The sequence below is a fragment of the Symbiobacterium turbinis genome (genome assembly GCF_055383075.1).
In genome coordinates this window covers 1399227-1421882 of sequence record NZ_AP042433.1, presented here as the reverse complement: position 1 = coordinate 1421882, position 22656 = coordinate 1399227, and the positions used below count along the sequence as shown (strand labels likewise).

Genomic DNA, 22656 nt, shown 5'->3' with positions numbered 1-22656 from the left:
TTACTCACCTCCCGGCTCTGCCGCACAGTTGATGCGAATCACCTGACCGGTGACCTCGACGACGGTTCCGCTGACGCTGGCGTGAACCGCTGCGCCGAGCTTGCCCTCGGGGGCCCGGCCGATCACCTGGCCGGCGGCGACCCGGTCGCCCACGGCGACCACCGGCTCAGCCGGCGCACCGATGTGCTGCGAAAGCGGAATACGGACTTCGGAAACGGAGAGCGGTGTCTCGACCAGCGGCGCCTTGCGGTCGTACTCGGCGACGCCAGTGCGCGCCTTCACCCGCTGGGAGCCGACCTTGCGCCCCTCCTGCATCGGGTGCACGTCCCGCTCGGGGGTGGCGCCCTTCTGGTACCGGATGCCCTGGGCCGACAGCTCCTTCTTGATCCGGATGACGGCCTGGCGGGGCATGAGCAGCTCGGGGCAGGCGAAGGCCTCGCAGAGGCCGCACTCGCAGCAGAGGTAGGCGCCCATCAGCACCTCAGGGGGCTGCTGGCCGTAGTTGGAGTGCAACATGGCCTTGTTGGGCATGATGAAGTGCCCCAGCAGGTTGCGGGGACAGAGCTCCGTGCAGAAGGTGCACTGGATGCAGGCCTGGGTCTGCTTGATGTCGATCTCCTCGGGGTGCGACAGCCGCTGGACCCAGCGATTGTCGGCCGGGAGCACGATCACGCCGCCCGTCCGCTTGGTCACCACCTCGCCGGGCTCGGCCAGGTGGCCCATGAGCACGCCGCCCACCATGATCACGTAGTCATCCACGGTGGGGCCGCCCGCCAGCTCCACCAGCGAGGCGACCGGGACGCCCACGGGAACCACGACGGAGACCGGGTTCTTCACCGCGCCGCCGACCGTCAGGTACTTGGTGGTGACCGGCTGCCCGTGATCGACGGCCCGGGCCACGTTGATCAGCGTCTCCACGTTGGAGACGACCACGCCGACATCCAGCGGAATTCCCCCGGCGGGGACGACGCGGCCGGTCACCTGCTGCACGATGACCTGCTCGTCGCCGGCCGGGTAGAAGTCATCGAGGAGGAACAGTTCAATTCCCGCCCGGGCGGCCGGCTCGGCGAGCGCCGCGCGGGCCTCGGTGTACTTGCCCTTCAGGGCGATGACCACCCGCTGGGCCCCGGTTGCCTCCCGGGCCAGCTCGAGCCCGCGGACCAGTTCGGCGGCGTATCCTTCCATCAGGGCCTGGTCGGAGTAGAGGAGGGGCTCGCATTCGGCCCCGTTGCAGATCAGCCACTCGGCCTGGCCCCTCAGCTTCACGTGCGTCGGGAAGCCGGCCCCGCCGGCGCCCACGACGCCCGCCGCCGCCACCCGTTCGAGGATGGTCGCTGCGTTCATTCAGCGGCCCCCCTTCCGGCGGCATCCTCGGGATGCGTCTGCCGCATGGCTTTCTCCCACTCCACGGTGTCGACGATGGCGACGATCACCGCGTCGATGGGGGTGTTGTCGGGCCGGTCAGTGGCCTTGCGGGCCGAGCTGCCGCCGACCACCAGGACGGTCTCCCCGATGCCGGCGCCGACCCGGTCGCCGGCCACGAGGGAGCTGCCGCTGGGCGTGCCGTCCACGTCGATGGGCTGCACGATCAGGAGCTTGAGGCCCGTCAGGCCTTCCTCCTTCCGGGTCGCCCACACGTTTCCGATCACCTTAGCCAGCCGCATGCGTCTCACCCCCATCCGGCCCCACGAGCGCCACGCCGTGGTTCCGGCACAGGTCCCGCGCCAGCGGCGTGACGATGGCCCCGCGGGCGATCACGACCTGCCGGACGCCGTTTTGAACGGCCTTCTCCACGTCGCCGGCCGTGACCAGCTTCAGCGGCGCATCGGCGGTATCCGCAGGCCACGTGCACGACGTCGCCGGTGTTGCGGGCGCCGGGGCGGCCGCCTGCACGGACGCCTGCGCCGGAGCGGGGGCCTGCGCCTGAACCGGCGGCTGCTCCCGAACGGCGGGCTTCGCCTGTCCCAGGCAGGCCTGGGCGATGGCCGCTGCGGGCAAAGTCTCCACCCCGAAGGTGCGGAGCTTGTCGATATGCGCTTCAAGCATGGCGCGGTAGGGCGCGTTGGCCGTGCTGGGCACCGCCGAATCGGGGCAGACCACGACCCGGCGGTTCATCATCAGCGCCGCGGCCAGCAGGTTGGTGGCCGGCGTGTCGCGGATGCCCAGGGCGCACTTGGCCGCCGTGTTCTGTGTCAGGACAGGCACCGCCACCACGTCTGCCCAGTGCACGGCGCCGTAGATTTCGGCTTCAGTTGGCTCGTCCATCAGCTCGCCTGCCGAGGCCAGCCGCTCCAGACGGGTGGAGCCCAGCAGGGCCCGGGCAGAGGGGGTGCAGAGGATGCGCACCTGCGCCCCGGCTGCCGCCAGGTCTCCGGCCACGGCCACCGCCTCGTCCAGGCACTGGTCGCCGCCGGTGTAGAGCAGCAGGACCTTGGGTCCGGCCGGCGCGGGCGCACTGGGACCCTGGCCCGCACCCTGGCGCAGCTGCTTCAGGACTTCACGTGTAATCTGTTGAATCAGTTCTGCCTCTGTCACAGGTCTTCACCTGCCTTTGCTGCCGCCATCGCGATGCCCAGCGGAGTGACGAAGAGCGGCTCCGCGGGCTTGATCACGGGGCGGCCCACCTCCTTCGCAAGGACCTCTTCGAAACCGGTCAGCTTGCTCGTGCCGCCCACCAGGCAGACGGTCTCCACGTCGTACCGCGCGATGTGCCGCGCCACGATGGAGCCGACCTTCTGAATGACGGGCGTGACCAGCCGGAGGATCTCCCGATGGCGCGCAGCGTCTCTCTTCATCTGCTCCGCCTCTTCGAACGAGACCTGGTGGGCCCCGGCCACGACCAGGCTGAAGTGGGTGCCCCCCGTGGGCTCGTCCGCGGTGTGCACCACCTGGCCGTCCTGCAGGATGGAGATGCCCGTCGTGCCGCCGCCGACGTCGACGACGGCGCCGTTGGTGAAGCCGAGGACGCGGTTGGCCGCGTCGACCTCGTCGACCATGGAGATGATCTCGAAGCCTGCCGCCTCGGCCACATACTGGTGGGTCTTGACATCCCGGCCGCCGGTTCCGGGCGGGTAGGCGGCCGCCCCGTACAGAAGCTCCTGCCCGAGCCGCTCTTCCAGCTGGGCCTTCAGCTTCCGCACGATGTCCACGGCGGCCACGTAGTTCACGACCAGCCCGTCCCGCACCACCTGCGCGAAGGTGTAGGCGGCGTCCACCGGGTTGCCCTGGGCATCCACCACCGTGAGCACCACGTTGGCCGTACCCAGGTCGATGCCGGTGTAGAGCGGCCCCTTGGGGGCCGGCTGAGGATCGGCCATGCGCTCGGTCAGCGTTGCAACCAGCTGGTTCGCGCGATCCAGGGAGTCTCCGCGTCTGGTCGTCATGCCTTTATCAACACCACCGTATCTCCCGTACGCAGGCCGGCGGCGTTGGCCTCGTCGGTGTCAATGTGGAACTCTAGCTGGTAGTTCGGGCTCACCCGCACGATCACGTCTCCGAAGACCGTGCGGCGGGGTCCGTCCGTGCTGGCCACCCACACCGACTCGCCGTCCGCCACGCCGAAGCGGCGGGCGTCCTCGGGCAGCATGTGGATGTGCCGCTGGGCGATGATCACGCCGGACTCCAGCGTCACCGCACCGTGAGGGCCGACCAGCGTCACGGCAGCGCTGCCGTCGAGCTTGCCGGATTCCCGCACCGGGGGCCGGATGCCCAGGGCGATGGCGTCGGTGGCGGAAATCTCCACCTGCGTGGCCTTGCGCGCCGGGCCCAGCACCCGCACGCCGGACAGGGAGCCCTTGGGGCCCGCCAGCAGCACCCGCTCGCGGCACGCGAACTGGCCAGGCTGGCTCAGCGGCCGATCCGGGGTCAACTCGGCGCCCGGCCCGAAGAGGATCTCAACGTGCTCCTGCGTGAGGTGCACGTGCCGGGCGGACACCCCGACGGGGATGCGGCCAGGCTCGGGGCCCTTCTTAGCGCAGATCACCGGCGGTTCCCCCTTTCTCCGAAAGATGCTGCATCATCAGGATCCAGACGGCGCTGGAGAGGCGGTTCAGGGCCTGGATGATATCAAGCCGTTCGGGGAGCTCGCCCTCCTGCCAGAAGGCCTGAACGGCCGCCAGTTCGGTCTCCCGCACCTGCGTCCGGACCAGGTTGAGCCAGAGCATGATCTCCCCGTGCGCCACGGCGGGCGGCGTATGCGACACGCCGTAGTACTTCTTGGGATGGTGGGAACGCTCTCTCAGCTGTGCGTCGTCCAGCCCGAAGAGCTGGATGGGCGGCAGGGGCTCGTCCATCACCTCTGCCCGGACCATCTGCCGGACGTAGTCGAGCACCTCTCCCAGGTGCTGCGCGAGCGGGGCCAGCCCTTCCTTGTGCGCCGCCATCTGCGCGAGCAGGATGTGCGCCTCGAGGCTGTCCAGCTTGCCGCGCAGCCGGATGCGCGGATGGCTCTTCGGCACCAGCAGCCTGCCCCGCAGATGGGTCATCTGCTCAGGCTTCGCCTGCGGGCCGTCCGCCCGGGACGGGGCCGGCTGCTCGGCAGCCGGCGGACCGTCCGGCGCAGGGGCCCCCTCCGGCGGGGCCGACGGTGTCGGACGCCCGGCCGGAGAGGAGGGGGAGGAGCTGGTTGGCTCCCCGAAGTTCACCGTGATGCGGCGCTCCTGCAGGAACTGCCGCGCGGCGGGGGTGATCAGGGTGCCAGGTGGAACGGTGATGGAGTCGAACTCGCCCCGTTCACGAACCATCTGCCGCAGTTCGAGCTCAGTCAGTGCAGCCACAGGCTTCACCTCTCATCCCCGCACTGACATGCAGGGACTGCATTAGCCCTTCTGGGGCAGAATCAGCTCAACGTCGCCGTGCGGGCGCGGGATCACGTGGACCGAGATCAGCTCGCCGATCCGCTGGGCCGCCGCGGCGCCGGCGTCGGTGGCCGCCTTGACGGCGCCGACGTCGCCCCGCACCATGACGGTGACCAGGCCGCCGCCGACCAGGACCTTGCCAACCAGGGTAACGTTCGCAGCCTTGACCATCGCGTCAGCCGCCTCAACGGCGCCGACGAGTCCCTTGGTTTCGATCATGCCGAGGGCCATAACTCCGTGCATGTGGGTTCCTCCTCAGTAGTTAGCGTGAGTTGAGCTGAGCGAGCACCGCGCGCACGATGCTCTCGATGTCCGCGGACGCCTGTCCGCAGTCGGTGGGCAGCGCCGGCTCGCGGATACCGTAGGCCACCCGCTTGATGTTGATCAGGTTGAGCGGGCTGACGTTGTCCGAGGTGGCGCTGCCGCCCCAGGTGCCGCAGCCCAGCGTGAGCGCCGGGGCCAGCCCGGTGGTGACGCCCACCGCACCGTGGGTGGTGGGGGTGTTCACCAGGATGCGGAAGACCGGCTTCTCCATGGCGAAGGCCATGATGACCTTCTCATCGCGGCTGTGGATCCCCATGCTGTGGCCGACGCCGCCGAACTCGATGAGCTCGATGCAGCGCTCGCACGCGGCCCGCCAGTCGGGGGCGGTGTAGAAGGCCAGCACGGGCGAGAGCTTCTCCCGGGAGAGGGGGTACTGGGGGCCGACGCCGTCGAGCGGCGCCACCAGGACCTTGGTGTCTGCCGGGACCTGGATGCCGGCCATCTCCGCCACGCGGGTGGCGGGCTGGCCCACGACGGCGGGGTTGACCGCGCCGTTGGGCCGGATGACGACCGCCGACACCTTGTCGACCTCCTCGGGGGAGAGGAAGTAGCCGCCCTGGTACTGCAGTTCGGCCATCACCTGATCGGCGATGGGCTCGTCGGCGATGACCGCCTGCTCCGAGGCGCAGATCGTGCCGTTGTCGAAGGTCTTGCCGGCGATGATGCACGACACGGCCTTCGGAATATCGGCGGTCCGCTCCACGAACACGGGGACGTTGCCCGGGCCGACGCCCAGGGCCGGCGTGCCCGACTGGTAGGCCGCCTTGACCATGGCCGAACCGCCGGTGGCGAGGATCATGGAGACCTTCGGGTGCCGCATGAGCTCGTTGGTGGCGGCCATGTGCACCGTCTGCAGGACCTGCACGATCCCCTCGGGGGCGCCGGCCTCCACCGCGGCCTCCGCCACGATGCGGGCGGCGTCGGTGGTGCACTTCACGGCCCGCGGGTGCGGGCTGATCACGATGGTGTTGCGGGACTTGATGGCGATGATCGCCTTGTACATCGCGGTGGAGGTGGGGTTCGTGGTCGGAATGAGGGCGGCGATCACGCCCATCGGCTCCGCGATCTCCAGCACCTTCCGCTCCTCGTCGCGGCGGATGACGCCGGCCGTCTTCATGTTGGCGATGTACTGGTAGAGATCGCGGGTCGCGAGCAGGTTCTTGATCTCCTTGTCCGCGACCACGCCCATCCCCGTCTCCGCCACCGCGTCCTCGGCCAGGCGCCGCGCGGCGGCGGCGCCGGCCGAGGCCATAGCGGCGACGATCTTGTCGATCTGCTCCTGAGAGTAGTGCTTCAGCTTCTGCTGCGCTTCATAGGCGGCCTCCACAGCGTTGCGCATTTCCTGGAGGGCCCGTAGATCTTTGTCGAGGTTCACGTTTACTCACCGTCCTTGGGCCCGAGGGCCTCGCGTATGGCCTTCAGAATCTGGTCCTTGGTACCGTCGCGGATCTGCGCGCGGGTCAGGCTGATCGTCGGCAGGGCCCGCGCCACCCGGCGCAGGTTTGCCACCGAAAGGCCTGACAGGCTTGTGACCCGGGTCAGTTCAGCCATTTCCGGGAGCAGCCGGCGGAGCTCGGCCAGGCAGCGCTCGTCGTCTTCCTGCGCACCGCCCTCGGCCTGCTCCTGCGCCGGCGCCTGCGGCCCGGGTTCGGGCACAGGCTCCGGCTCGGGCTCCGGATCCGGCTGAGGCTCGGGCTCCGGCTCGGGCTCCGGCTCGGGCTCCGGATCCAGCTGAGGCCCGGGCTCCGGATCCGGCTCAGGCTCCGGCTCCGGCTTCCGGCCGAATCCCTGCATGTCGGCCACCTCTTCGTGGGGCCGGGGGATCACGTGGCACGAGATGACCTCGCCAACGCGGGATGCGGCTGCCACCCCGGCGTCCACCGCGGCCTTCACGGCCCCGACGTCGCCCAGAATCTCAATGGTCACCAGCCCGCCCTTCACCAGGGTGCAGGCGTGGAGCCGGACGTTGGCCGCCTTCACGCAGGCGTCCGCCGCCTCCACGGCGGCGACCATGCCGCGCGTCTCGATCAATCCAAGGGCATCTCCTGGCACTTGTCAGTCCTCCCTTCGGTAAGCCCTCAGGGAATCCCTTAGTAGCGCTTGGGGTAACGGGCGACCTCCATCACCGCCGCCGCGAAGGCGTCGCACGCCGCCTTGCAGGCCGACTGGGTGCCGGTCAGCATGGCGCCGCCGAAGTTGGTCTCGCTGGGCGGGCCGAAGAAGTTGACGAGCTCGACCTCCGCCGCCTTCAGGGCCGCGTCCACCGCGTACATCGACTCGATGGGCGGGGCGATGAGGTAGGCCAGCGGGGAGCCGACCGGAATGCCGCACTCCTTGGACAGGTAGCTGCCGGTGCGGCTGATGGTATAGGAGAAGAACGCGATGCCGCCCTCGTCATCGGCGGTATAGAAGCAGCAGTCCTCGCTGTTCACCAGGTCGACGGCGGCCTGAATGCCTGCCTTGACCTCGGCCGGGTCGGGACCGGCCAGCATGCCGATGAACTCACCCGACAGGGGGCCCGAGGCGTGGGCTGCGCCGGCGTAGAAGGAGCGGGCGTAGACCACGTCAACCGCGGCCTTCTTGGTCGCCTCGTCCATCGCCGTGTAGCCGACGTCGTCGATGTTCAGGGTGATCATGCCCAGCGACCGATGATGGGGCTGGAGCGAAAGCTTCTCGGCCAGGTCGCGCTGGACGTTGGGGATCAGCTTGATCGCCAGCACCTCCGCGCGAATGGGAGCAATGCCGTACATCTTCTGGCCTCCCTTCTCTAGATGACGGAAAGCTTGTTTCCGCTAGCCTGGTTATCGAAGATGCGCTTGGCGAACGCCGCCGCGCTGGCGCCGGCCTCGGCCGCCGGCGTGCCGCCGTCGTGGATGTTGGAGATGACCGAGCGCTCAGACTCCACGGTGCTGTGGCGCGGCCGCCAGCACATGTAGCAGGACATGGACTTGGCGGTGACCAGGCCTGGGCGCTCGCCGATCAGCTCGACCACCACGTCGGGCTCCAGGATCTCGCCGATGTCGTTCATGATGGCCACCCGGCCGTACTTGACGAAGACGGGGGTGCCCACCGACAGGCCGAAGTTCTTCAGCCCCTGGGTCAGGGCGGCCAGGAAGTCGGCCGCGTTGGCCTCGATGGCGCTGGAGCTGAGGCCGTCGGCGATGACGATCTGCACCTGCGGCCGGTGCACGGCTTCCTTGCGCAGCCGTTCGGCGCTCTCCTGGTTGAGCCGCTTGCCCTTGTCGGGCAGGGCCAGGAAGTCCTCCTTGGAGGTGGCGGTGGACTGCAGCGGCAGCCAGCCCATCTTCTCGATGAGTTCGGGGCTGACCTCGCCCATGACGGCGTCCTCCGCGGCGGCGTGGTCCGCCCGGAAGCGCAGGTAGGGGAGGGTGCGGTACCGGGGGCCGGCGCGGCCGATGCCGATCCGGGCGGGGGTGGAGGCCTTCAGCCGCTTCAGCGCCTCGGGGTCGCGCGGGTTCTCCAGGAAGGTGCGTTCCTTCAGGTCATATTCGGAAATGTCGCTGAGGTACTCGTCGTCAATCTCTGCCATGGCCGCCTTCACCGCCGCGGGCACGCACCCGGCGCCGGCCGGTGCGGAGGCCGCAGGGGCGGAGGGCTGCTGGCTCTCTGCCAGCTGGGCCAGTACGGCTTCTACGACCTTCTGAACCAGCTCGTCCCGGGCCATTAGAACATCCCTCCCAACTTGCCGTCACTGAGGAAGATGGTGGGGTCGCCGGCCTTGGCGGTCAGACGCCCGTTCTCCAGCAGGCCCATCTTCACACACCAGCGCTCAAACTCAGGGGTCGGCCGCCGGTTCAGGAGTTCACGCAGCGTGGCGTCGTCGTGGTACGAGGTGTCCATGTACGCCAGCATGCAGTCGTCGTTCTGCGGGACGCCCATGTAGTAGGTGGCGCCGGCCAGGGCCAGCAGCATGACGGCGCTCTCCTGGTCGTTCTGGTCCGCGCGCACGTGGTTGGTGTAGCACGGAGCCATGCCCATCGGCAGACCCAGGAGCTTGCCCATGAAGTGGTCCTCCAGGCTGCCCCGGATGATCTGCTTGCCGTCGAAGTGGGTCTCGGGGCCGATGAAGCCCGTGACGTTGTTGACCATGAACGGAATCCACCGCCGCCCGAAGGCGTAGGTGCGGGCTTCCAGCGTCTGCATGTCGACGCCGTGGTGGACGCCGAGGGAGAGCTCGGAGCCCTGCCCGGTCTCGAAGTACATCAGGTTCGGACCCGGGGCGCCGCCCATCTTCTTGACCATCTCAAAGGCCTCGTCCAGGAGCGCCGTGTTGATGCCGAACTCCTCGTTGCACTTCTGGGTGCCGGCGATGGACTGGAAGAGCATGTCGGCCACGCCGCCCTGCTCCAGCGCCGCCATCTGCGTGGTGATGTGCGACAGCACCACGGTCTGGGTGGGCACCTCGTAGCGGTGCTTGATCTCCTGGATGGCGTTCATGATGCGGATGGTGTTCTCCACCGAGTCGTCGTTGGGGTTGACGCCGATGCAGGCGTCGCCCGACGTGTAGGAAAGCCCCTCCAGCGTGGACGCGGTGATGCCCTCGATGGAGTCGGCCGGATGGTTGGGCTGGATGCGGTAGGAGAGGGTGCCCGGCAGACCCAGGGTGGTCTCGCAGTGCGTGATGACGTGGATCTTGCTGGCGGCGTAGACCAGGTCCATGTTGGACATGAGCTTGGCGACCGCCGAGGCCATCTCGCCGGTGAGCGCACGGCTGACGCGGCGGATCATGTCGCCGGTGGTCTCGTGGCTCAGGATCCACTCCCGGAACTCGGCCACGGTCCAGTGCTTGATCTCGCTGAAAATCTGCTCGTTGATCTGCTCCTCCTGGACGCGGCTCACCTCGTCGATCTCGCAGGGAATCGCCGGGTTGTTCCGGATCTCCTCCAGGGTCACCTCCGCCAGGACGCGCTTGGCCGCGACGCGCTCGGCGCTGGAGTTGGCGGCGATGCCGGCCAGGACGTCGCCGGCCTTCTCCTCGCCGGCCTTGGCGAGAACGTCCACCAGATCCCGGAATTCGTAAGTCACACCACGAAGCCGGGTCTTGAGCTTCATTTAATAGGTGCCTCCTCTCGGATCGCGCACTTCGGTTGGGAGACGCGGAAGGGGGAAGCGCGACGTCCCCCTTCCGGTCTGCGTTGCTACGACTTCTGCGGCAGAATCAGCTCCACGTCGCCGTGCGGGCGCGGGATCACGTGGACCGAGATCAGCTCGCCGATCCGCTGAGCGGCAGCGGCGCCGGCGTCGGTGGCCGCCTTCACGGCGCCCACGTCGCCGCGGACCATGACGGTGACGAGTCCGCCGCCCACCAGCACCTTGCCGATCAGGGTCACGTTCGCGGCCTTCACCATCGCGTCGGCAGCTTCAATTGCGCCTACAAGACCCTTGGTCTCGATCATTCCGAGGGCGATCATTGCGCTCATGGTAGTCCCTCCTCATTCAGCATTGAGGCGAGAATCGTGCGGACCTAGTACCGCTTGGGATACCGGCCGACTTCCATGACGGCCCCGGCGAAGGCGTCGCAGGCGGCCTTGCAGGCCGACTGGGTGCCCGTGAGCTGGGCGCCGCCGAAGTTAGTCTCGCTGGGCGGGCCGAACAGGTTGGTGAGCTCGACCTCGGCAGCCTTCACGGCGGCATCCACCGCGTACATCGACTCGATCGGCGGCGCGATCAGGTACGCCAGCGGCGAGCCCACGGGGATGTTGTTCTCCTGGGCGAGGTAGCTGCCGGTGCGGCTGATGGTGTAGGCGAAGAAGGCGATCTTCCCCTCCTCATCGGCCGTGTAGAAGCAGCACTCACCGCTCTCGATCATGTCGATGGCGGCGCCCAGGCCCGCCTTCACCTCTGCCGGGTCGGGCCCGGCCAGCATGCCGATGAACTCACCGGACAGCGGGCCGGACGCATGGGCGGCGCCGGCGTAGAAGGAGCGGGCGTAGACCACGTCAACGGCGGCCTTCTTGGTGGCCTCGTCGACGGCGGTGTAGCCGACGTCGTCGATGTCGCAGGTGATCATTCCCAGCGAGCGATGGTGCGGCTGCAGGTTCAGCTGCTTCTTCATCGCGTCGTGGACGTTGGGGATGAGCTTGATGGCCAGGACCCTGGCCTTGATGGGTTGCAACCCGTACACGAAGGAACCTCCCCTCGGCTAGGCGTTGGCCAGTTTGGTGCCGCTGGCCTGGTTGTCGAAGATCCGCTTGGCGAACGCGGCCACCGCAGCGCCGGCCTCCGTGGCGGGCGTGCCGCCGTCGTGGATGTTGGAGATCAGCGAACGGTCGGACTCGATGGTGCCGTGGCGCGGCCGCCAGCACATGTAGGCCGACATCGACTTGGCCGTCACCAGGCCCGGCCGCTCGCCCACCGCCTCGATGACGACGTCGGGCTGCAGGATCTCGCCGATGTCGTCCATCACCGCGACGCGGCCGTACTTCACGAAGAACGGGGTGCCGACGCTGAGGCCGACGTTCTTCAGGCCCTGCATCAGCGCGGGCAGGAAGTCGCGGAGGTTGGCCTCGATGGCGGTGGAGGAGAGACCGTCGACCACGACGATCTGCACCTGGGGCTTCATCTGGCAGCGCTCCCGGATGATGGCCTTCGCCTCCTCGGAGAGCCGGCGGCCCAGGTCCGGACGGGTCAGGTACTCTTCCTTGTCACGCACCTGCGTCTGCACGGTGAACAGCCCCATCTCCTCCAGGAGCTTCTCGTCCACCTCCAGCATGACCGCGTCGCGGGCGGCGGCGTGGTCAGCGCGGAAGCGGAGCCAGGGCTCGGTCAGGTACCGGGGGCCGGCCCGCCAGATGCCGAGGCGGGTGGGGGTGTTGCTCTTCTGCCGCATGAGCCCCTCGGGATCGGCGGCGTTGGGAACGTAGCAGGTCTCGCGGATGTTCATCGCAGCCAGGTCGGGCAGTCCTTCCCCATCGGAGACGGCGGCGGGCTGCTGCGGCGCGGGGGCGGCAGCCTCCGTGCCGGGGTTAAGCCGCGAGATTACCTCAGCGACGATCTTGCGGAGTTCAGCTTCCGTGTAGGCCATTCGTGTCTCCCTCCTTACTTGCCCAGGAAGATGGACAGGTCACCAGCGCGCTCCGCCAGCCGGCCCTCGGCATCCAGGAAGCCCATCTCCTGAGCCCAGGCGTGGAACTCGGGCGCCGGCTTCTTGCCGAGGGTGTGGCGCAGGGCAGCGCCATCGTGGAACGCGCCGCACTGGTAGTTCAGCATCGGGTCGTCGCCCATCGGCACGCCGATAAGGTAGTTGACGCCGGCGGCGGTCAGCAGAACGGCCAGGTTCTCGATGTCGTTCTGGTCCGCCTTCATGTGGTTGGTGTAGCAGACGTCGCAGCCCATGGAGATGCCGGTCAGGCTGCCCATGAAGACGTCCTCCAGGCCGGCGCGGATGACCTGCTTGGAGTCGTAGAGGTACTCGGGGCCGATGAAGCCGACGACGGTGTTCACAAGCAGCGGCTGGTAGCGCTTGGCCAGGCCGTAGCACCGGGCCTCCAGCGTCACCTGGTCCGCGCCGTGGTGCGCGTCCGCCGAGAGCTCGGCGCCCTGGCCGGTCTCGAAGTACATCAGGTTCGGGCCCTTGGCCGAGCCGTACTTCTTGACCAGCTCGTGAGCCTCGTCCAGCATCTCGACCGAGACGCCGAAGGACTCCATGGCCTTCTGCGAGCCGGCGATGGACTGGAAGACCACGCCCACCGGAGCGCCTTCGCGGATGGCCTGCATCTGAGTCGAGACGTGGGCCAGCACGCACTGCTGGGTCGGGATGTTCCACTTCTCGATGAACTCGTACATCATGTTGAGCAGGCGGGAGACCGACTCGACGTCATCGTTCACCGGGTTGATGCCGATGACGGCGTCGCCGATGCCGTAGGTGAGGCCTTCCATGATCTGAGGCATGATGCCGTCGATGGAGTCGGTGGGATCGTTGGGCTGCAGCCGCATCGCCAGCGTGCCGGGCAGACCGACGGTGGTGTTGCACTGCACGACGTTCTGCGTCTTGCTGGCGCCGTAGATCAGGTCCATGTTGGAGCAGAGCTTGGCCACGGCCGCGATCATCTCGGACGTCAGACCCCGGCTGATGCGCTGGATCTCAGCGGCGTCGGCCTTGTCCGAGAGGATGTACTCACGGAGGTCGGCGACCGTCCAGCCCTTGATCTGCCGGTAGACGTGCTCGTTGACCGCATCCTGGATGACCCGGGTCACCTCATCCTCTTCGTAGGGAATGACCGGGTTGTTGCGCAGGTCCTCCAGAGTCAGGTTGGCGAGGACGTGCTTGGCAGCGATGCGTTCCGCGTCGGACTCGGCCGCGATGCCGGCGAGCACGTCACCGGAGCGCAGCTCGTTGGCCTTCGCGAGCACCTCCTTGACAGATCCGAACTGATAGACCTGTCCACGCAAGGTAGTCTTCAGGATCATCCCTTTCCCTCCTTAACCAAGTGGTTCAGTTGTGGAACACCAAGCTCTTGACGACCACGGGGACGACAATGCCCCCGTACATCGGAGCACCGATGTCGATGTAGTCTCCGGTCTGGCTGCGGATCTGGTCGATGCAGATGACCGGATAGTCAGGCGGAAGGAACGTGGCGAGGCTGTGCCCGAGCACGCTGCCGATGTTCTCTTCCAGGACCACGATGATGGGCAGGCGGCGCTCCACCAGTGGCTGGAGCCCCTGCACCAGCCCCTCCGCCAGGTTGCGCACCTGGTGGAAGCGGGGGTGGTGCAGCCCCGGGAACGTTATGGCCATCGGCTGATCGAGGTCCTCTTCGCCGTTGGCGAACCAGGAGAGCCCCTCGCGCACGGATGCGGCGATGTCGGCAGCCGGGGCCAGCGGATCAAAATTCGGTGGTTTGACCATGGGCACGTTCTGGAGCGGGAGCAGTTTGTCGGCGTGCAGGAAGATGGTGGAGCCGCTCAGCTCCAGCACCTCCATGCCGGCGCCGATGACGGTGGCATAGACCGTCTCCGGCGGCTCACGCAGTGTGAAGGTCTGGCACGTGGGTCCGACCCTGAGGGCGTCGGCCAGCATGGGGCCGAAGTCCCCGTACTGGATCACCTCAGTCAGCGACCGGCGCTCGGTGGACTTGTACAGTTCCCGGCCGGTTCCGCCCGAGAAGGTCACCACATCGGCCCGGATGGGGGCCGATGGCGGCGCCCCGATGAGCAGGGCCTGTGCCATGTCGGATTCCGCCCGACCCTGGATCAGCTCGTGCAGTCCCTGCGCCATGCCGGAGCAGAGCGTCCAGAGCGTCTCGGGGTTGGCGGGCTGGCCCTCCTCGATCTGCAGCCCCAGGATCTCGGCCGCCCGCCGGGCGGGAGGCGAGATGCCGACGATGCGGGCGGTGGCGGGATCGATTCGGACCAGGCGGCCGCCGACGTGGGCGCAGACTGTGGCCTCGACCTCACCGGCGACGAAGAGCGTGCCGTTGGTCGTACCGCCGCCCACGTCCAGGTTGAGAACCCGCAGGTTCTGCTCCTTGGAGAGCGCAGCTGCGCCGCTGCCCCGGCCGGCCAGGATGGCCTCGAGCTGGGGTCCGGCCGTCGCCACCACGAAGCGGCCGGCATCCTCAGAAAGCTGCTCGATCACCGCCCGGGCGTTCCGGCGCTGCGCCGATTCGCCGGTGATGATCACGGCACCCGAGTCGACGCTGCCCCAGGTGATGTTGGCCTGCCGGAGCTGCTCCCTGACCCAGGTGAAGATGGCGTCGCTGTCCAGCGTGCTGTGGTCGATGAGCGGCGTGAAGATGACCGGGCTGCGGTAGAGCACCTCGCGGTCGATGATCTCCACCGACGCCATCGCGTGGACGCCTCCCAGCTGAGCCGTGGTCAGCCGGCTGACGATCAGGCAGGTAGATGTGGTGCCGATGTCGATACCGATGCTCGTGATGGTATCACGCACGGTTCCGTCGACATGCGTCTTGGGCATCCTCTGGATTTCCCCCCGTTTCGCAAAAAAGCAAAAGACCCACTACCCTCACCAGGACGTGAGGGTGGTGGGCCTCTTTGCCCGGGTGCGGACGCCTTTGTCCGCCAGTATTTCGGTTGAGCGATCAGGAGCGGAGCGACCGATCCAACAGCACCATCTCGGCCACCTCGCCGAGCGACTTGCGGCTGTTCATGCTCAGCCTGCGCAGGTGCCGGTAGGCTTCGGCCTCGCTGATCTGAAGCTCTTCCATGAGAGCGGCCTTCGCCCTGTCCACCAGCTTGCGGTCCGCCAGCCGCCGTTCGGCGGTTTCGGCCCGCTTCCGCAGCGCCTGAATCTCCGCGCGCTGGCGGGCGGCGAAGAGGGCGGTTAACACGATCTGTTCCGGCTGGACGGGTCTCAGGAGACAGGCGGATGCTTCGACCCGGGCCATCTCGCAAAGCACAGACAGACCCTTGGGTTCCGAGAGCAGGACGAGGGAGATGTCGGACGTCGACCGAACTTTGTCGACCACCCGTTCGCCCTTCGCGACCCTGAGCTGGGCGTCCAGAATCAACAGGTCAGGGGTCAGATGACGGCTGAGTTCGTACGCAACCTGGCCGTCTCCGGTGTCAGCGACCGGCGGGATGTTGGCTGCCCGCAGCGCTGCCACGGTCTGCTCGCGTTCGCGCTGGTCTTCGAGAGCGACGAGTACACGGACCGACTGCATGCAGTGCCTCCAGTATGAGCCGAAGTTAAGAGCGTGTGATGCTGGCTGGAGTAAACCTCAGTACCTCTCCCAGTGTCTCGTTGACTGCCCGCAATCCGGCTTCCACACTGGCCACGTCGCCGTAGATGACCACTGCGCCGCTGAAGCGATCCAGAAAGGCAATATGGACCGCTGCGGCCTTCGTGGCCACATCCCCGGCGATGATCGCCCCCTCACCGGGGGTGATGGTCAGGATGCCGATGGCGCCGGCCTGTTCAATGCCGAGCCGCTCACACAGTTCGCCGGTCGGATGCGCGATGAGGTGTGAAAGGGTGACCTGTTTGCCGGGAACGAACTCCTGAATGATCCGCTGTTTCTCTTGTCTCTCTCCCAGGGTTCAGAACACCTCCCTGGCGGGGCGCCTGGCCTGGCCGGCATCGGCCGCAGTCGTCCTCTTTATGCTTCGATCAACGGAGAATGCAATCCTGCTGATACGAATCTAATCAGCGTAGTATTTTCTGGGGTAACCATCTTCGTGTCTGAGATAAGACTTAATTCCCTACAACACGCAGCGTAATGTTACCACAGTAACACAGTCGATGCATGAGGCGAAGAGACTAGTTCCAATGCACTGGGGACCATAGGCAGCCCGGAATCCGCAACAAACATATTTATTAGTCAAAGATGGAAGGCTAAAGGGAATATTGGGGGACGGTGGGTTCTGGGATGCGCGCGGCGCGGTCGAGCGGTTCACGGACCTGTACGTGTGGACCGAGGAGGAGTGCTACACGGTGGGACTACGCCCACTTGCTGGTTGAGCAGGACATCCGCTGCCGCTGCGACTCGGCTCACAAGAAGTGGGTATGTAGTTTAAGGTCCGCTTCGTGGCGCCCCTGCCGCGGCAGGGACGGCATCCTCCGGAAGCGAATAGGGGACCAATGAACACGGGCTCCCCGCCGCTGAGGGGGAGCCCCTGAGGAGGAACACGGAGTGGCCATGCTTTCCGCTGCCCAGCGCCGGCAGGCGAAGGAGCTGTTTGCCGAGCACCTCCCGGCGCCGGTGCAGGTTCTTTTTTTCTACGCCGATGCCTACGCGCCGTCCACCGCTGCCGCAAGAGCACTGTTCGATGAGCTGGTGCCCCTTTCGGACGGGAAGATCCGGGTCAAGGCCATGACCGGGCCGGAGGGGCGGGCGGAGGCGGCCCGCTACCGGGTGGAGCAGGCCCCGGCGCTCGTGCTGCTGGACGAGGGCGGCCGCGATGCCCGCATTCGTTTCTACGGCGCGCCGCTGGGCTACGAACTCATGGTCCTGCTGGAGGACCTGATCGACGTCTCGCGCGGGGCGACCCGCCTCTCTGCGCCGGCCCGCGCCTTGATCCGGGCGATCGACGCGGACGTGGTCATCCGCGTCTTCTCCAGCCCCACGTGACCCTGGTGCCCCCAGGCGGTTCGCCTGGCGCACATGGCGGCCATGGAGAATCCCCGCATTCTGGCGTACGCTGTGGAGGCGGCCGAGTTCCCCGGGCTGGCCGGCCGGCACGGCGTCCGTTCCGTGCCTCACACCGTCATCGACGGACGGAGGCAGGTCGCCTTCGCAGGCCGCTACCCCGAGGCGCAGTTTCTGGCCGAACTGCAGCGGGCTACGAGCCCCCCTGCCCGGTAGTCTGGCCCGCCGCGGCCTGAACCGCATCGATGACGTCCAGGAAGGATCGGAGACGGAGAAGTTCGCCGTTGACCAGGTAGGAGGGCGTGCCCGTGATGCCGGGGGTGCCGTAGGCCTCGGTGTTGTCGGCCAGCACCTTGTCGCGGTGGGTCTTCCTGTCCATGCACTCGTTGAAGGCCTGGGTGTCAAGCCCCAGCTCCCGGGCATACTGCTTCATCGCGTCGCGGGTCCACTTCTGCCCGTGGCCGGTCTGGTTGGCGAAGAGCAGGTCGTGGAACGCCCAGTAGTACCCCTGGTCCGCCGCGCACTCGACGGCCTCCGCGGCGTTGAGGGACGTGTCGTCAGGATCGATGACCAGCATGTGCTTGCGGACGTAGCGCACGGTGCCGTCGCTCACCAGCTGCTCGATGTGGTCTCCCAGCGCCAGGTTGGCCTGCATGCAGGCGGGGCAGCGGAAGTCGCTGAACTCCACCAACTCGACCGGCGCGTCTGCGCTGCCCAGGACGTTGCGTTCGCCCCCCCGCTCCTGATCGGTGAGGATGACCTCCGGCAGGGTGATCTCGCCGAGCCTGCGGGCCGTCACGTTGCTCGCAACGATGAGCGCTGCGGTCACCACGACGGCGATGCCGGCGATCCACCAGAGGCTTCTGTCCTTCTTGCGGCCGGGGCTCTTGCCTCCCTTGGACTTGGACATCGGGACGTCGCTCCTTTGGGATAGTTTGTCCCATTGTAATAGAACATTGGCATGATACACAACCGGAAACTAACAGAATGTACCCCCGATGGTTTGGGCCGATCGGGGGTTTTTGCGTCGGCGCGGCCCCTGCCCTATTTTGCTGCAGGTTCTGCTTCCTAGTGCTTTCGTCGTGGCGGGGCGCGGCAGCAAATCCGCGCCGGACCTGGCGTTGGCCGGGCAGTGATGAACATCACAAAGGCGCATCGGGTGCTCGCTTGAAAATACAATGCGCCCTTGTTTGTCCATGCGGTCACTGTGAGGTAAACGCACCTGGCTCTACAATTTTAAGCAAGACAGTTTCTCGACGGTGCAAAGGGGGATTCACATATGACAGGCGGAATGAACCGACGCGCGTTCCTGAAGCTCTCGGTTGCCGCCACGGCGGCTGCGGGGGCGGCCGGCGCCGTCATAGCCGGCGAACCCGGCAGTTACGTCAGTGGGGGAGCCGCCCCGGCGCACGTGGAACCCGACACGTGGACGTACTCCACCTGCGGTTTCTGCGGGACCGGCTGCGGCATCGAGATCGGCACGAAGGACGGCCGTCCCGTGGCGATCCGCGGGACGAAGGGGTATCCGGTAAACGACGGGCTGCTCTGTGCTAAGGGCATCTACCAGTGGAAGACGATCACGGCTCCCGACCGGGGCAAGCACCCGCTGATCCGCAAGGATGGGAAGCTGGTGCGGGCATCCTGGGACGAGGCGCTTACCGCGATGACCGATAAGCTGAAGCAGCTCCTGGCCGACCACGGCCCGGAGTCGATCGCCTGCTACAACACCGGCCAGCTCTGCATGGAGGAGTTCTACACCCTTGGAAAGCTGATGCGGGCCGGGTTCCGCACGCCGAACCTGGATGGCAACACCCGCACCTGCATGGCCTCGGCCGTGGTGGGCCACACGCGCTCCTTCGGCACCGACGGCGCCATCGGGGCGTACGCAGACATCGAGGCGGCCGAGGTCATCCTCATCTCGGGCTCTAACATGGCCGAGTGCCACCCGATTCTCTTCGGCCGGGTGGTGAAGGCGGTGGAGAAGGGGGCGAAGCTGATCTGCGTCGACCCCCGCCTCACCCAGGTGAGCCGGCTGGCGACCATCAACCTGGCCATCCGGCCGGGCACGGACGTGGTGCTGCTCAACGCGATGGCCCACGTCATCATCCGGGAAGGGTTGATCGACCGGGCCTACATCGACGCCCACACCACCGGCTACGAAGCGCTGGAGCAGCACCTGCGGAAGTACACGCCCGAGTACGCCGCCGGGATCTGCGGCGTGCCCGCCGGGGACATCGAGGCCGCCGCCCTGCTCTACGGCCGGGCGGAGCGCTCCCTCTCCATGTGGGTGATGGGCATCAACCAGTCGGTGAACGGCACCATCGCCAACAACTGCTTCCACAATCTCAACCTGATCCAGGGCAAGATCGGCAAGCCTGGCTGCGCCTCCTTCTCCATCACGGGCCAGCCGGCCGCAATGGCCTCCCGGGAGGTGGGCGGCTCCTCCACGTACCCCGGCTACCGGGCCATCGGAAACCCGGAACACCGGGCCGAGATCGCCGCGCTCTGGGGGGTGGACCCGGCCACGCTGCCGGATAAGTCTCCGGCCATCACCGAGATCATCGACGCGATCCTGGAGGGCAAGATCAAGGCCCTGTGGGTGATCTGCACCAACCCCATCATGTCGCTGCCCGACCAGAACCGGGTGCGCGAGGCCCTGCAGAAGCTGGAGCTCCTCGTGGTGCAGGACGCCTACGAGACGGTGGACACCGCCGAGTACGCGCACATCTTCCTGCCGGCCTCGCTCTGGGCGGAGAAGAGCGGTATTATGGTCAACTCCGAGCGGCGGCTCAACCTGCTGAAGCCGGCGGTCGCACCGCCCGGAGAGGCCCGCACGGACTTCGAGATCTTCCTGGATGTCGCGGACCGCATGGGCTTCGGCCACCTGTTCCCGTACCGCACGACCGAGGAATGCTTCGAGGAGATCAAGCGGGTGACCAGGGGCCGGCCCAACGATTACTCCGGCGCCACCTACGCCCGCATCGAGGCGAACAAGGGGCTGCAGTGGCCCATCCCCGACGAAAACTCCACCGGCACCCCCCGGCTCTACGCCGACGGGCGGTTCAACACGCCGGACGGCCGGGCCGTGCTCTGGGCGGTGGACCCGATTGAGCTGCCCGAGCTTCCCGACGAGGAGTATCCGTTCAACCTCAACAGCGGCCGGGTGCAGGAGCACTACCACACCGGCACCAAGACCCGCAAGGTTCCGGAGCTGAACCACATGGTGCCCACGGCCTACGTGGAGCTGAACCCCCGGGACGCCGAGGCCCTGGGCGTACAGTACGGCGACCGGGTGCGTATCGAGAGCCGGCGGGGTGAGATCGAGGCGAAGGTGGTCGTCACCTCGCAGGTGGCGCCGGGCTCGTGCTTCATCCCGATGCACTTCAACGAGGGCCCGGTGAACCGGCTGACCGTCTGGGCGGTCGACCCGTTCTCCAAGGAGCCCAACTACAAGCAGCAGGCCGTGCGCCTGCGCAGGGCGTAAGGGGGGATCCGCAGATGAGCACACAGCTTGGTTTTCACGTGGACATGGAGAAGTGCATCGGCTGCAAGGCGTGCGAGGCGGCCTGCAAGGACTTCTACCGGCTGCCGCCGGAGATCCGCTGGCGCCGGGTCCGCTCCTTCGAGATGGGCGAGTTTCCCACCGCGCTGCGGGTCCACCTGACGCTGGCCTGCAACCACTGCGAGGACCCGGCCTGCATGAAGGGCTGTCCGGTGGAGGCGTACACCAAGCGGGCGGATGGCCTGGTGATCCACGATCCCGCCGCCTGCATCGGCTGCCAGTACTGCACCTGGACCTGCCCCTATGGTGTGCCGCAGTTCGACCCCGAGCACGGCGTGGTCTCCAAGTGCAACGGGTGCTATCAGCTGGTGGACCAGGGGCAGCTGCCCCGCTGCGTGCAGTCCTGCCTCACGGGGGCGCTCAGCTTCGGTGAGAGGGCGGCGCACGAGGCGGACAAGCGGCAGGCGGTGAAGGAGGCGCCGGGCTTCCCCGATCCCTCCGTCACCCGGCCCGCCACCCGGTTTGCCTGGCCCAGAAAGGGGCCGCAGCCTGAGCGGCAGGTGCGCGTGGCGCCGCCGCCCGCCGGGGCGGAGCGGGCAGCCGATGCGGGGGAGGTGAGGTAGCATGGCGGAGTGGCTGCACGAAGCGCAGTACAGTCTGGCCGTCTTTACGGTCCTGATTCAGGTGACCGTCGGGGCGCTCTGGGTGCTGGCGGCCGCCGATCTGCAGCTGGCGCAGGCGCCGGACGCCGTCCGGGCGCGGTTCACCCGGCTGGGCAGCGCCCTCCTGGTGCCCGTGGCGGCGGTCGGCCTGCTGTTCTCCACCACCCACCTGGGCCGGCCGCTTCTGGCCATCCGGGCCCTGCGTCACTGGGAGAGCTCGTGGATGTCGCGGGAGATCTGGGCGACAGGTCTCTTCTTCGGGCTCATCGCCCTGTACACGGTGCTCTGGTGGTGGCGGCCTGAGGCCGGGAAGGCCCGCCGGAGCATCGGCGCCCTCGGCGCGGTCGTCGGCGCCGCGACCATCGTCACGCAGGCGATGATCTATCTCATCCCCGGTCGTCCCATGTGGAACCACTGGTCCACCGTGGTCCTCTTCTTCGGCACTGCCCTGACCCTGGGGCCGCTGGCGGTGGCCGCGCTGCACGGCGCCGTGTGGAGCGGCCTCCGGAGTCGCACGCGGGCGGGAGATGCCGGCCCGGCCGAGGCGGGCGCGGTGCTCCGCACCTCGTACCGGCACGTGGGGCCGGCGCTGCTGGCCGGCTCTGTGGTTTACGGCATCGGGCTGTTGGCGCGGCTGAGCCACCTCTTTGGCGGGGCCGCGGCCGCTCTGGCCACGCCGGGGGCCGCGGGCAAGGCGGCGGTGGGCGGCGAGACGGTGAAGACCGCCCTGCTGTTGGGCCAGCAGGTGGTGGCGGCGAACAGCCCGCTGCTGTGGCTGGAGATCTCCCTGGCGGTCGGGGTGCCCGCGCTGCTGGGCGTGGCGCTCTGGACGCTGAGCCGCCAGGGCGGGAGCCTGAGGCGTTGCGGCCAGCTGGTGGCCGCCGGTCTCGGCCTTGCGCTGCTGGGCAACTTGGCGGGCCGTGCGCTCTTCTACCTGAGCGGCCAGCCCTGGTTCTAGAGGGGAGGGGGAGCGATGAACTCGATCCGGCGGAAGGCGATCCTGACGCTCTTCACCGGCGCCCTGGCTGCTTTGGCCGCGGCGGCGGCCCGGAAGGGGCTGCCCAGGGCCGGCGCGGCGGCGCGCCGGCTGGCGAAGCCGGCGATGCAGCAGGCGAAGGTGGAGATGTATGGGTATACGGAAGTGAACCTGAGTTAGTCCCCGAGTTCAGCGGACCGGGCTCCCCGGGCTGCCGCTCTGTCCCTTCTGATTGGGCCGCGGGACTTCTGGGAGCCCTTCACCGCCT

The 22656-nt window shown here is 67.7% G+C and carries 25 protein-coding genes and 1 pseudogene; 6 read left to right on the top strand and 20 right to left on the bottom strand.

Annotated elements, in window-relative coordinates; all coding sequences use genetic code 11:
• The 19 genes from ACZ45O_RS06925 to eutS all read right to left on the bottom strand — a co-directional run bounded on the left by ACZ45O_RS06925 (position 1) and on the right by eutS (position 16196).
• Entirely contained in the window at positions 1–1344 is a 1344-nt protein-coding gene (locus tag ACZ45O_RS06925) for a 4Fe-4S dicluster domain-containing protein (RefSeq protein WP_464856863.1), read from the bottom strand.
• Positions 1341–1664, bottom strand: a complete 324-nt coding sequence (locus ACZ45O_RS06920; protein WP_464856862.1) for a EutN/CcmL family microcompartment protein — start codon at positions 1662–1664, stop codon at positions 1341–1343. Before ACZ45O_RS06920 ends, ACZ45O_RS06925 begins: the two co-directional genes overlap by 4 nt.
• Positions 1651–2535, bottom strand: a complete 885-nt coding sequence (locus ACZ45O_RS06915; RefSeq protein WP_464856860.1) for a flavoprotein — start codon at positions 2533–2535, stop codon at positions 1651–1653. Before ACZ45O_RS06915 ends, ACZ45O_RS06920 begins: the two co-directional genes overlap by 14 nt.
• A complete protein-coding gene (gene eutJ, locus ACZ45O_RS06910) occupies positions 2532–3383 on the bottom strand; it encodes an ethanolamine utilization protein EutJ (protein WP_464856859.1) in 852 nt (283 codons plus the stop codon). The genes ACZ45O_RS06915 and eutJ overlap by 4 nt, the downstream gene beginning before the upstream one ends.
• Positions 3380–3982 carry a phosphate propanoyltransferase gene (gene pduL, locus ACZ45O_RS06905; protein WP_464856857.1) on the bottom strand — a complete coding sequence of 201 codons (603 nt, stop codon included), beginning with the start codon at positions 3980–3982 and terminating at the stop codon, positions 3380–3382. The genes eutJ and pduL overlap by 4 nt, the downstream gene beginning before the upstream one ends.
• On the bottom strand, positions 3969–4775 hold the full coding sequence (locus ACZ45O_RS06900) for an ATP-binding protein (protein WP_464856855.1): 807 nt from the start codon (positions 4773–4775) through the stop codon (positions 3969–3971). Before ACZ45O_RS06900 ends, pduL begins: the two co-directional genes overlap by 14 nt.
• A gap of 42 nt (positions 4776–4817) precedes the next feature.
• On the bottom strand, positions 4818–5099 hold the full coding sequence (eutM, locus tag ACZ45O_RS06895; RefSeq protein ID WP_464856853.1) for an ethanolamine utilization microcompartment protein EutM: 282 nt from the start codon (positions 5097–5099) through the stop codon (positions 4818–4820).
• A gap of 19 nt (positions 5100–5118) precedes the next feature.
• Complete coding sequence (locus tag ACZ45O_RS06890; protein ID WP_464856851.1) at positions 5119–6555, bottom strand: acetaldehyde dehydrogenase (acetylating); 1437 nt, start codon at positions 6553–6555, stop codon at positions 5119–5121.
• Between the two features lie 2 nt (positions 6556–6557).
• On the bottom strand, positions 6558–7211 hold the full coding sequence (locus ACZ45O_RS06885) for a BMC domain-containing protein (protein ID WP_464856849.1): 654 nt from the start codon (positions 7209–7211) through the stop codon (positions 6558–6560).
• Between the two features lie 59 nt (positions 7212–7270).
• Entirely contained in the window at positions 7271–7930 is a 660-nt protein-coding gene (eutL, locus tag ACZ45O_RS06880; protein WP_464856847.1) for an ethanolamine utilization microcompartment protein EutL, read from the bottom strand.
• Positions 7931–7947: 17 nt separating this feature from the next.
• The gene (gene eutC / locus ACZ45O_RS06875) at positions 7948–8865 is read right to left on the bottom strand and encodes an ethanolamine ammonia-lyase subunit EutC (RefSeq protein WP_464856845.1); all 918 of its coding nucleotides are present in this window, start codon (positions 8863–8865) and stop codon (positions 7948–7950) included.
• Positions 8865–10253, bottom strand: a complete 1389-nt coding sequence (locus ACZ45O_RS06870) for an ethanolamine ammonia-lyase subunit EutB (protein ID WP_464856843.1) — start codon at positions 10251–10253, stop codon at positions 8865–8867. Before ACZ45O_RS06870 ends, eutC (ACZ45O_RS06875) begins: the two co-directional genes overlap by 1 nt.
• 86 nt (positions 10254–10339) lie before the next feature.
• A complete protein-coding gene (eutM, locus tag ACZ45O_RS06865) occupies positions 10340–10621 on the bottom strand; it encodes an ethanolamine utilization microcompartment protein EutM (RefSeq protein ID WP_464856841.1) in 282 nt (93 codons plus the stop codon).
• 44 nt (positions 10622–10665) lie between these two features.
• The gene (eutL, locus tag ACZ45O_RS06860) at positions 10666–11325 is read right to left on the bottom strand and encodes an ethanolamine utilization microcompartment protein EutL (protein ID WP_464856839.1); all 660 of its coding nucleotides are present in this window, start codon (positions 11323–11325) and stop codon (positions 10666–10668) included.
• An 18-nt stretch (positions 11326–11343) separates the two neighbouring features.
• Positions 11344–12225 (bottom strand): ethanolamine ammonia-lyase subunit EutC, encoded by an 882-nt coding sequence (gene eutC, locus ACZ45O_RS06855; RefSeq protein ID WP_464856837.1) that lies wholly within the window; start codon positions 12223–12225, stop codon positions 11344–11346.
• A gap of 14 nt (positions 12226–12239) precedes the next feature.
• On the bottom strand, positions 12240–13610 hold the full coding sequence (locus tag ACZ45O_RS06850; RefSeq protein ID WP_464856835.1) for an ethanolamine ammonia-lyase subunit EutB: 1371 nt from the start codon (positions 13608–13610) through the stop codon (positions 12240–12242).
• Positions 13611–13635: 25 nt separating this feature from the next.
• Positions 13636–15117, bottom strand: coding sequence for an ethanolamine ammonia-lyase reactivating factor EutA (locus tag ACZ45O_RS06845; RefSeq protein ID WP_464856833.1), 1482 nt, complete (start codon positions 15115–15117; stop codon positions 13636–13638).
• Between the two features lie 124 nt (positions 15118–15241).
• On the bottom strand, positions 15242–15823 hold the full coding sequence (locus ACZ45O_RS06840; protein WP_464856831.1) for an ANTAR domain-containing response regulator: 582 nt from the start codon (positions 15821–15823) through the stop codon (positions 15242–15244).
• 25 nt (positions 15824–15848) lie between these two features.
• Complete coding sequence (gene eutS / locus ACZ45O_RS06835; RefSeq protein ID WP_464857686.1) at positions 15849–16196, bottom strand: ethanolamine utilization microcompartment protein EutS; 348 nt, start codon at positions 16194–16196, stop codon at positions 15849–15851.
• A 596-nt stretch (positions 16197–16792) separates the two neighbouring features.
• On the opposite strand from eutS, the gene ACZ45O_RS06830 reads away from it, so the two are divergent.
• Positions 16793–17230, top strand: coding sequence for a hypothetical protein (locus tag ACZ45O_RS06830; RefSeq protein ID WP_464856829.1), 438 nt, complete (start codon positions 16793–16795; stop codon positions 17228–17230).
• Between the two features lie 18 nt (positions 17231–17248).
• A pseudogene (locus ACZ45O_RS06825) lies at positions 17249–17464 on the top strand (thioredoxin family protein); the annotation flags it as partial.
• Here ACZ45O_RS06825 and ACZ45O_RS06820 read toward each other — a convergent pair.
• Positions 17442–18158, bottom strand: a complete 717-nt coding sequence (locus ACZ45O_RS06820; protein WP_464856827.1) for a DsbA family protein — start codon at positions 18156–18158, stop codon at positions 17442–17444. The pseudogene ACZ45O_RS06825 and the gene ACZ45O_RS06820 sit on opposite strands and share 23 nt — an antisense overlap.
• Positions 18159–18539: 381 nt before the next feature.
• On the opposite strand from ACZ45O_RS06820, the gene ACZ45O_RS06815 reads away from it, so the two are divergent.
• From ACZ45O_RS06815 to ACZ45O_RS06800, 4 genes are read left to right on the top strand one after another with little or no spacing between them, the layout of a single operon-like run.
• Positions 18540–20732: a molybdopterin oxidoreductase family protein gene (locus tag ACZ45O_RS06815; RefSeq protein WP_464856825.1), complete on the top strand. Its 2193-nt coding sequence runs from the start codon at positions 18540–18542 to the stop codon at positions 20730–20732.
• 14 nt (positions 20733–20746) lie between these two features.
• Positions 20747–21373: a 4Fe-4S dicluster domain-containing protein gene (locus ACZ45O_RS06810; RefSeq protein ID WP_464856823.1), complete on the top strand. Its 627-nt coding sequence runs from the start codon at positions 20747–20749 to the stop codon at positions 21371–21373.
• A 1-nt stretch (position 21374) separates the two neighbouring features.
• Positions 21375–22370: a dimethyl sulfoxide reductase anchor subunit family protein gene (locus ACZ45O_RS06805; RefSeq protein WP_464856821.1), complete on the top strand. Its 996-nt coding sequence runs from the start codon at positions 21375–21377 to the stop codon at positions 22368–22370.
• Between the two features lie 15 nt (positions 22371–22385).
• Positions 22386–22568, top strand: coding sequence for a hypothetical protein (locus tag ACZ45O_RS06800; protein ID WP_464856819.1), 183 nt, complete (start codon positions 22386–22388; stop codon positions 22566–22568).
• Positions 22569–22656 lie beyond the last annotated feature (88 nt).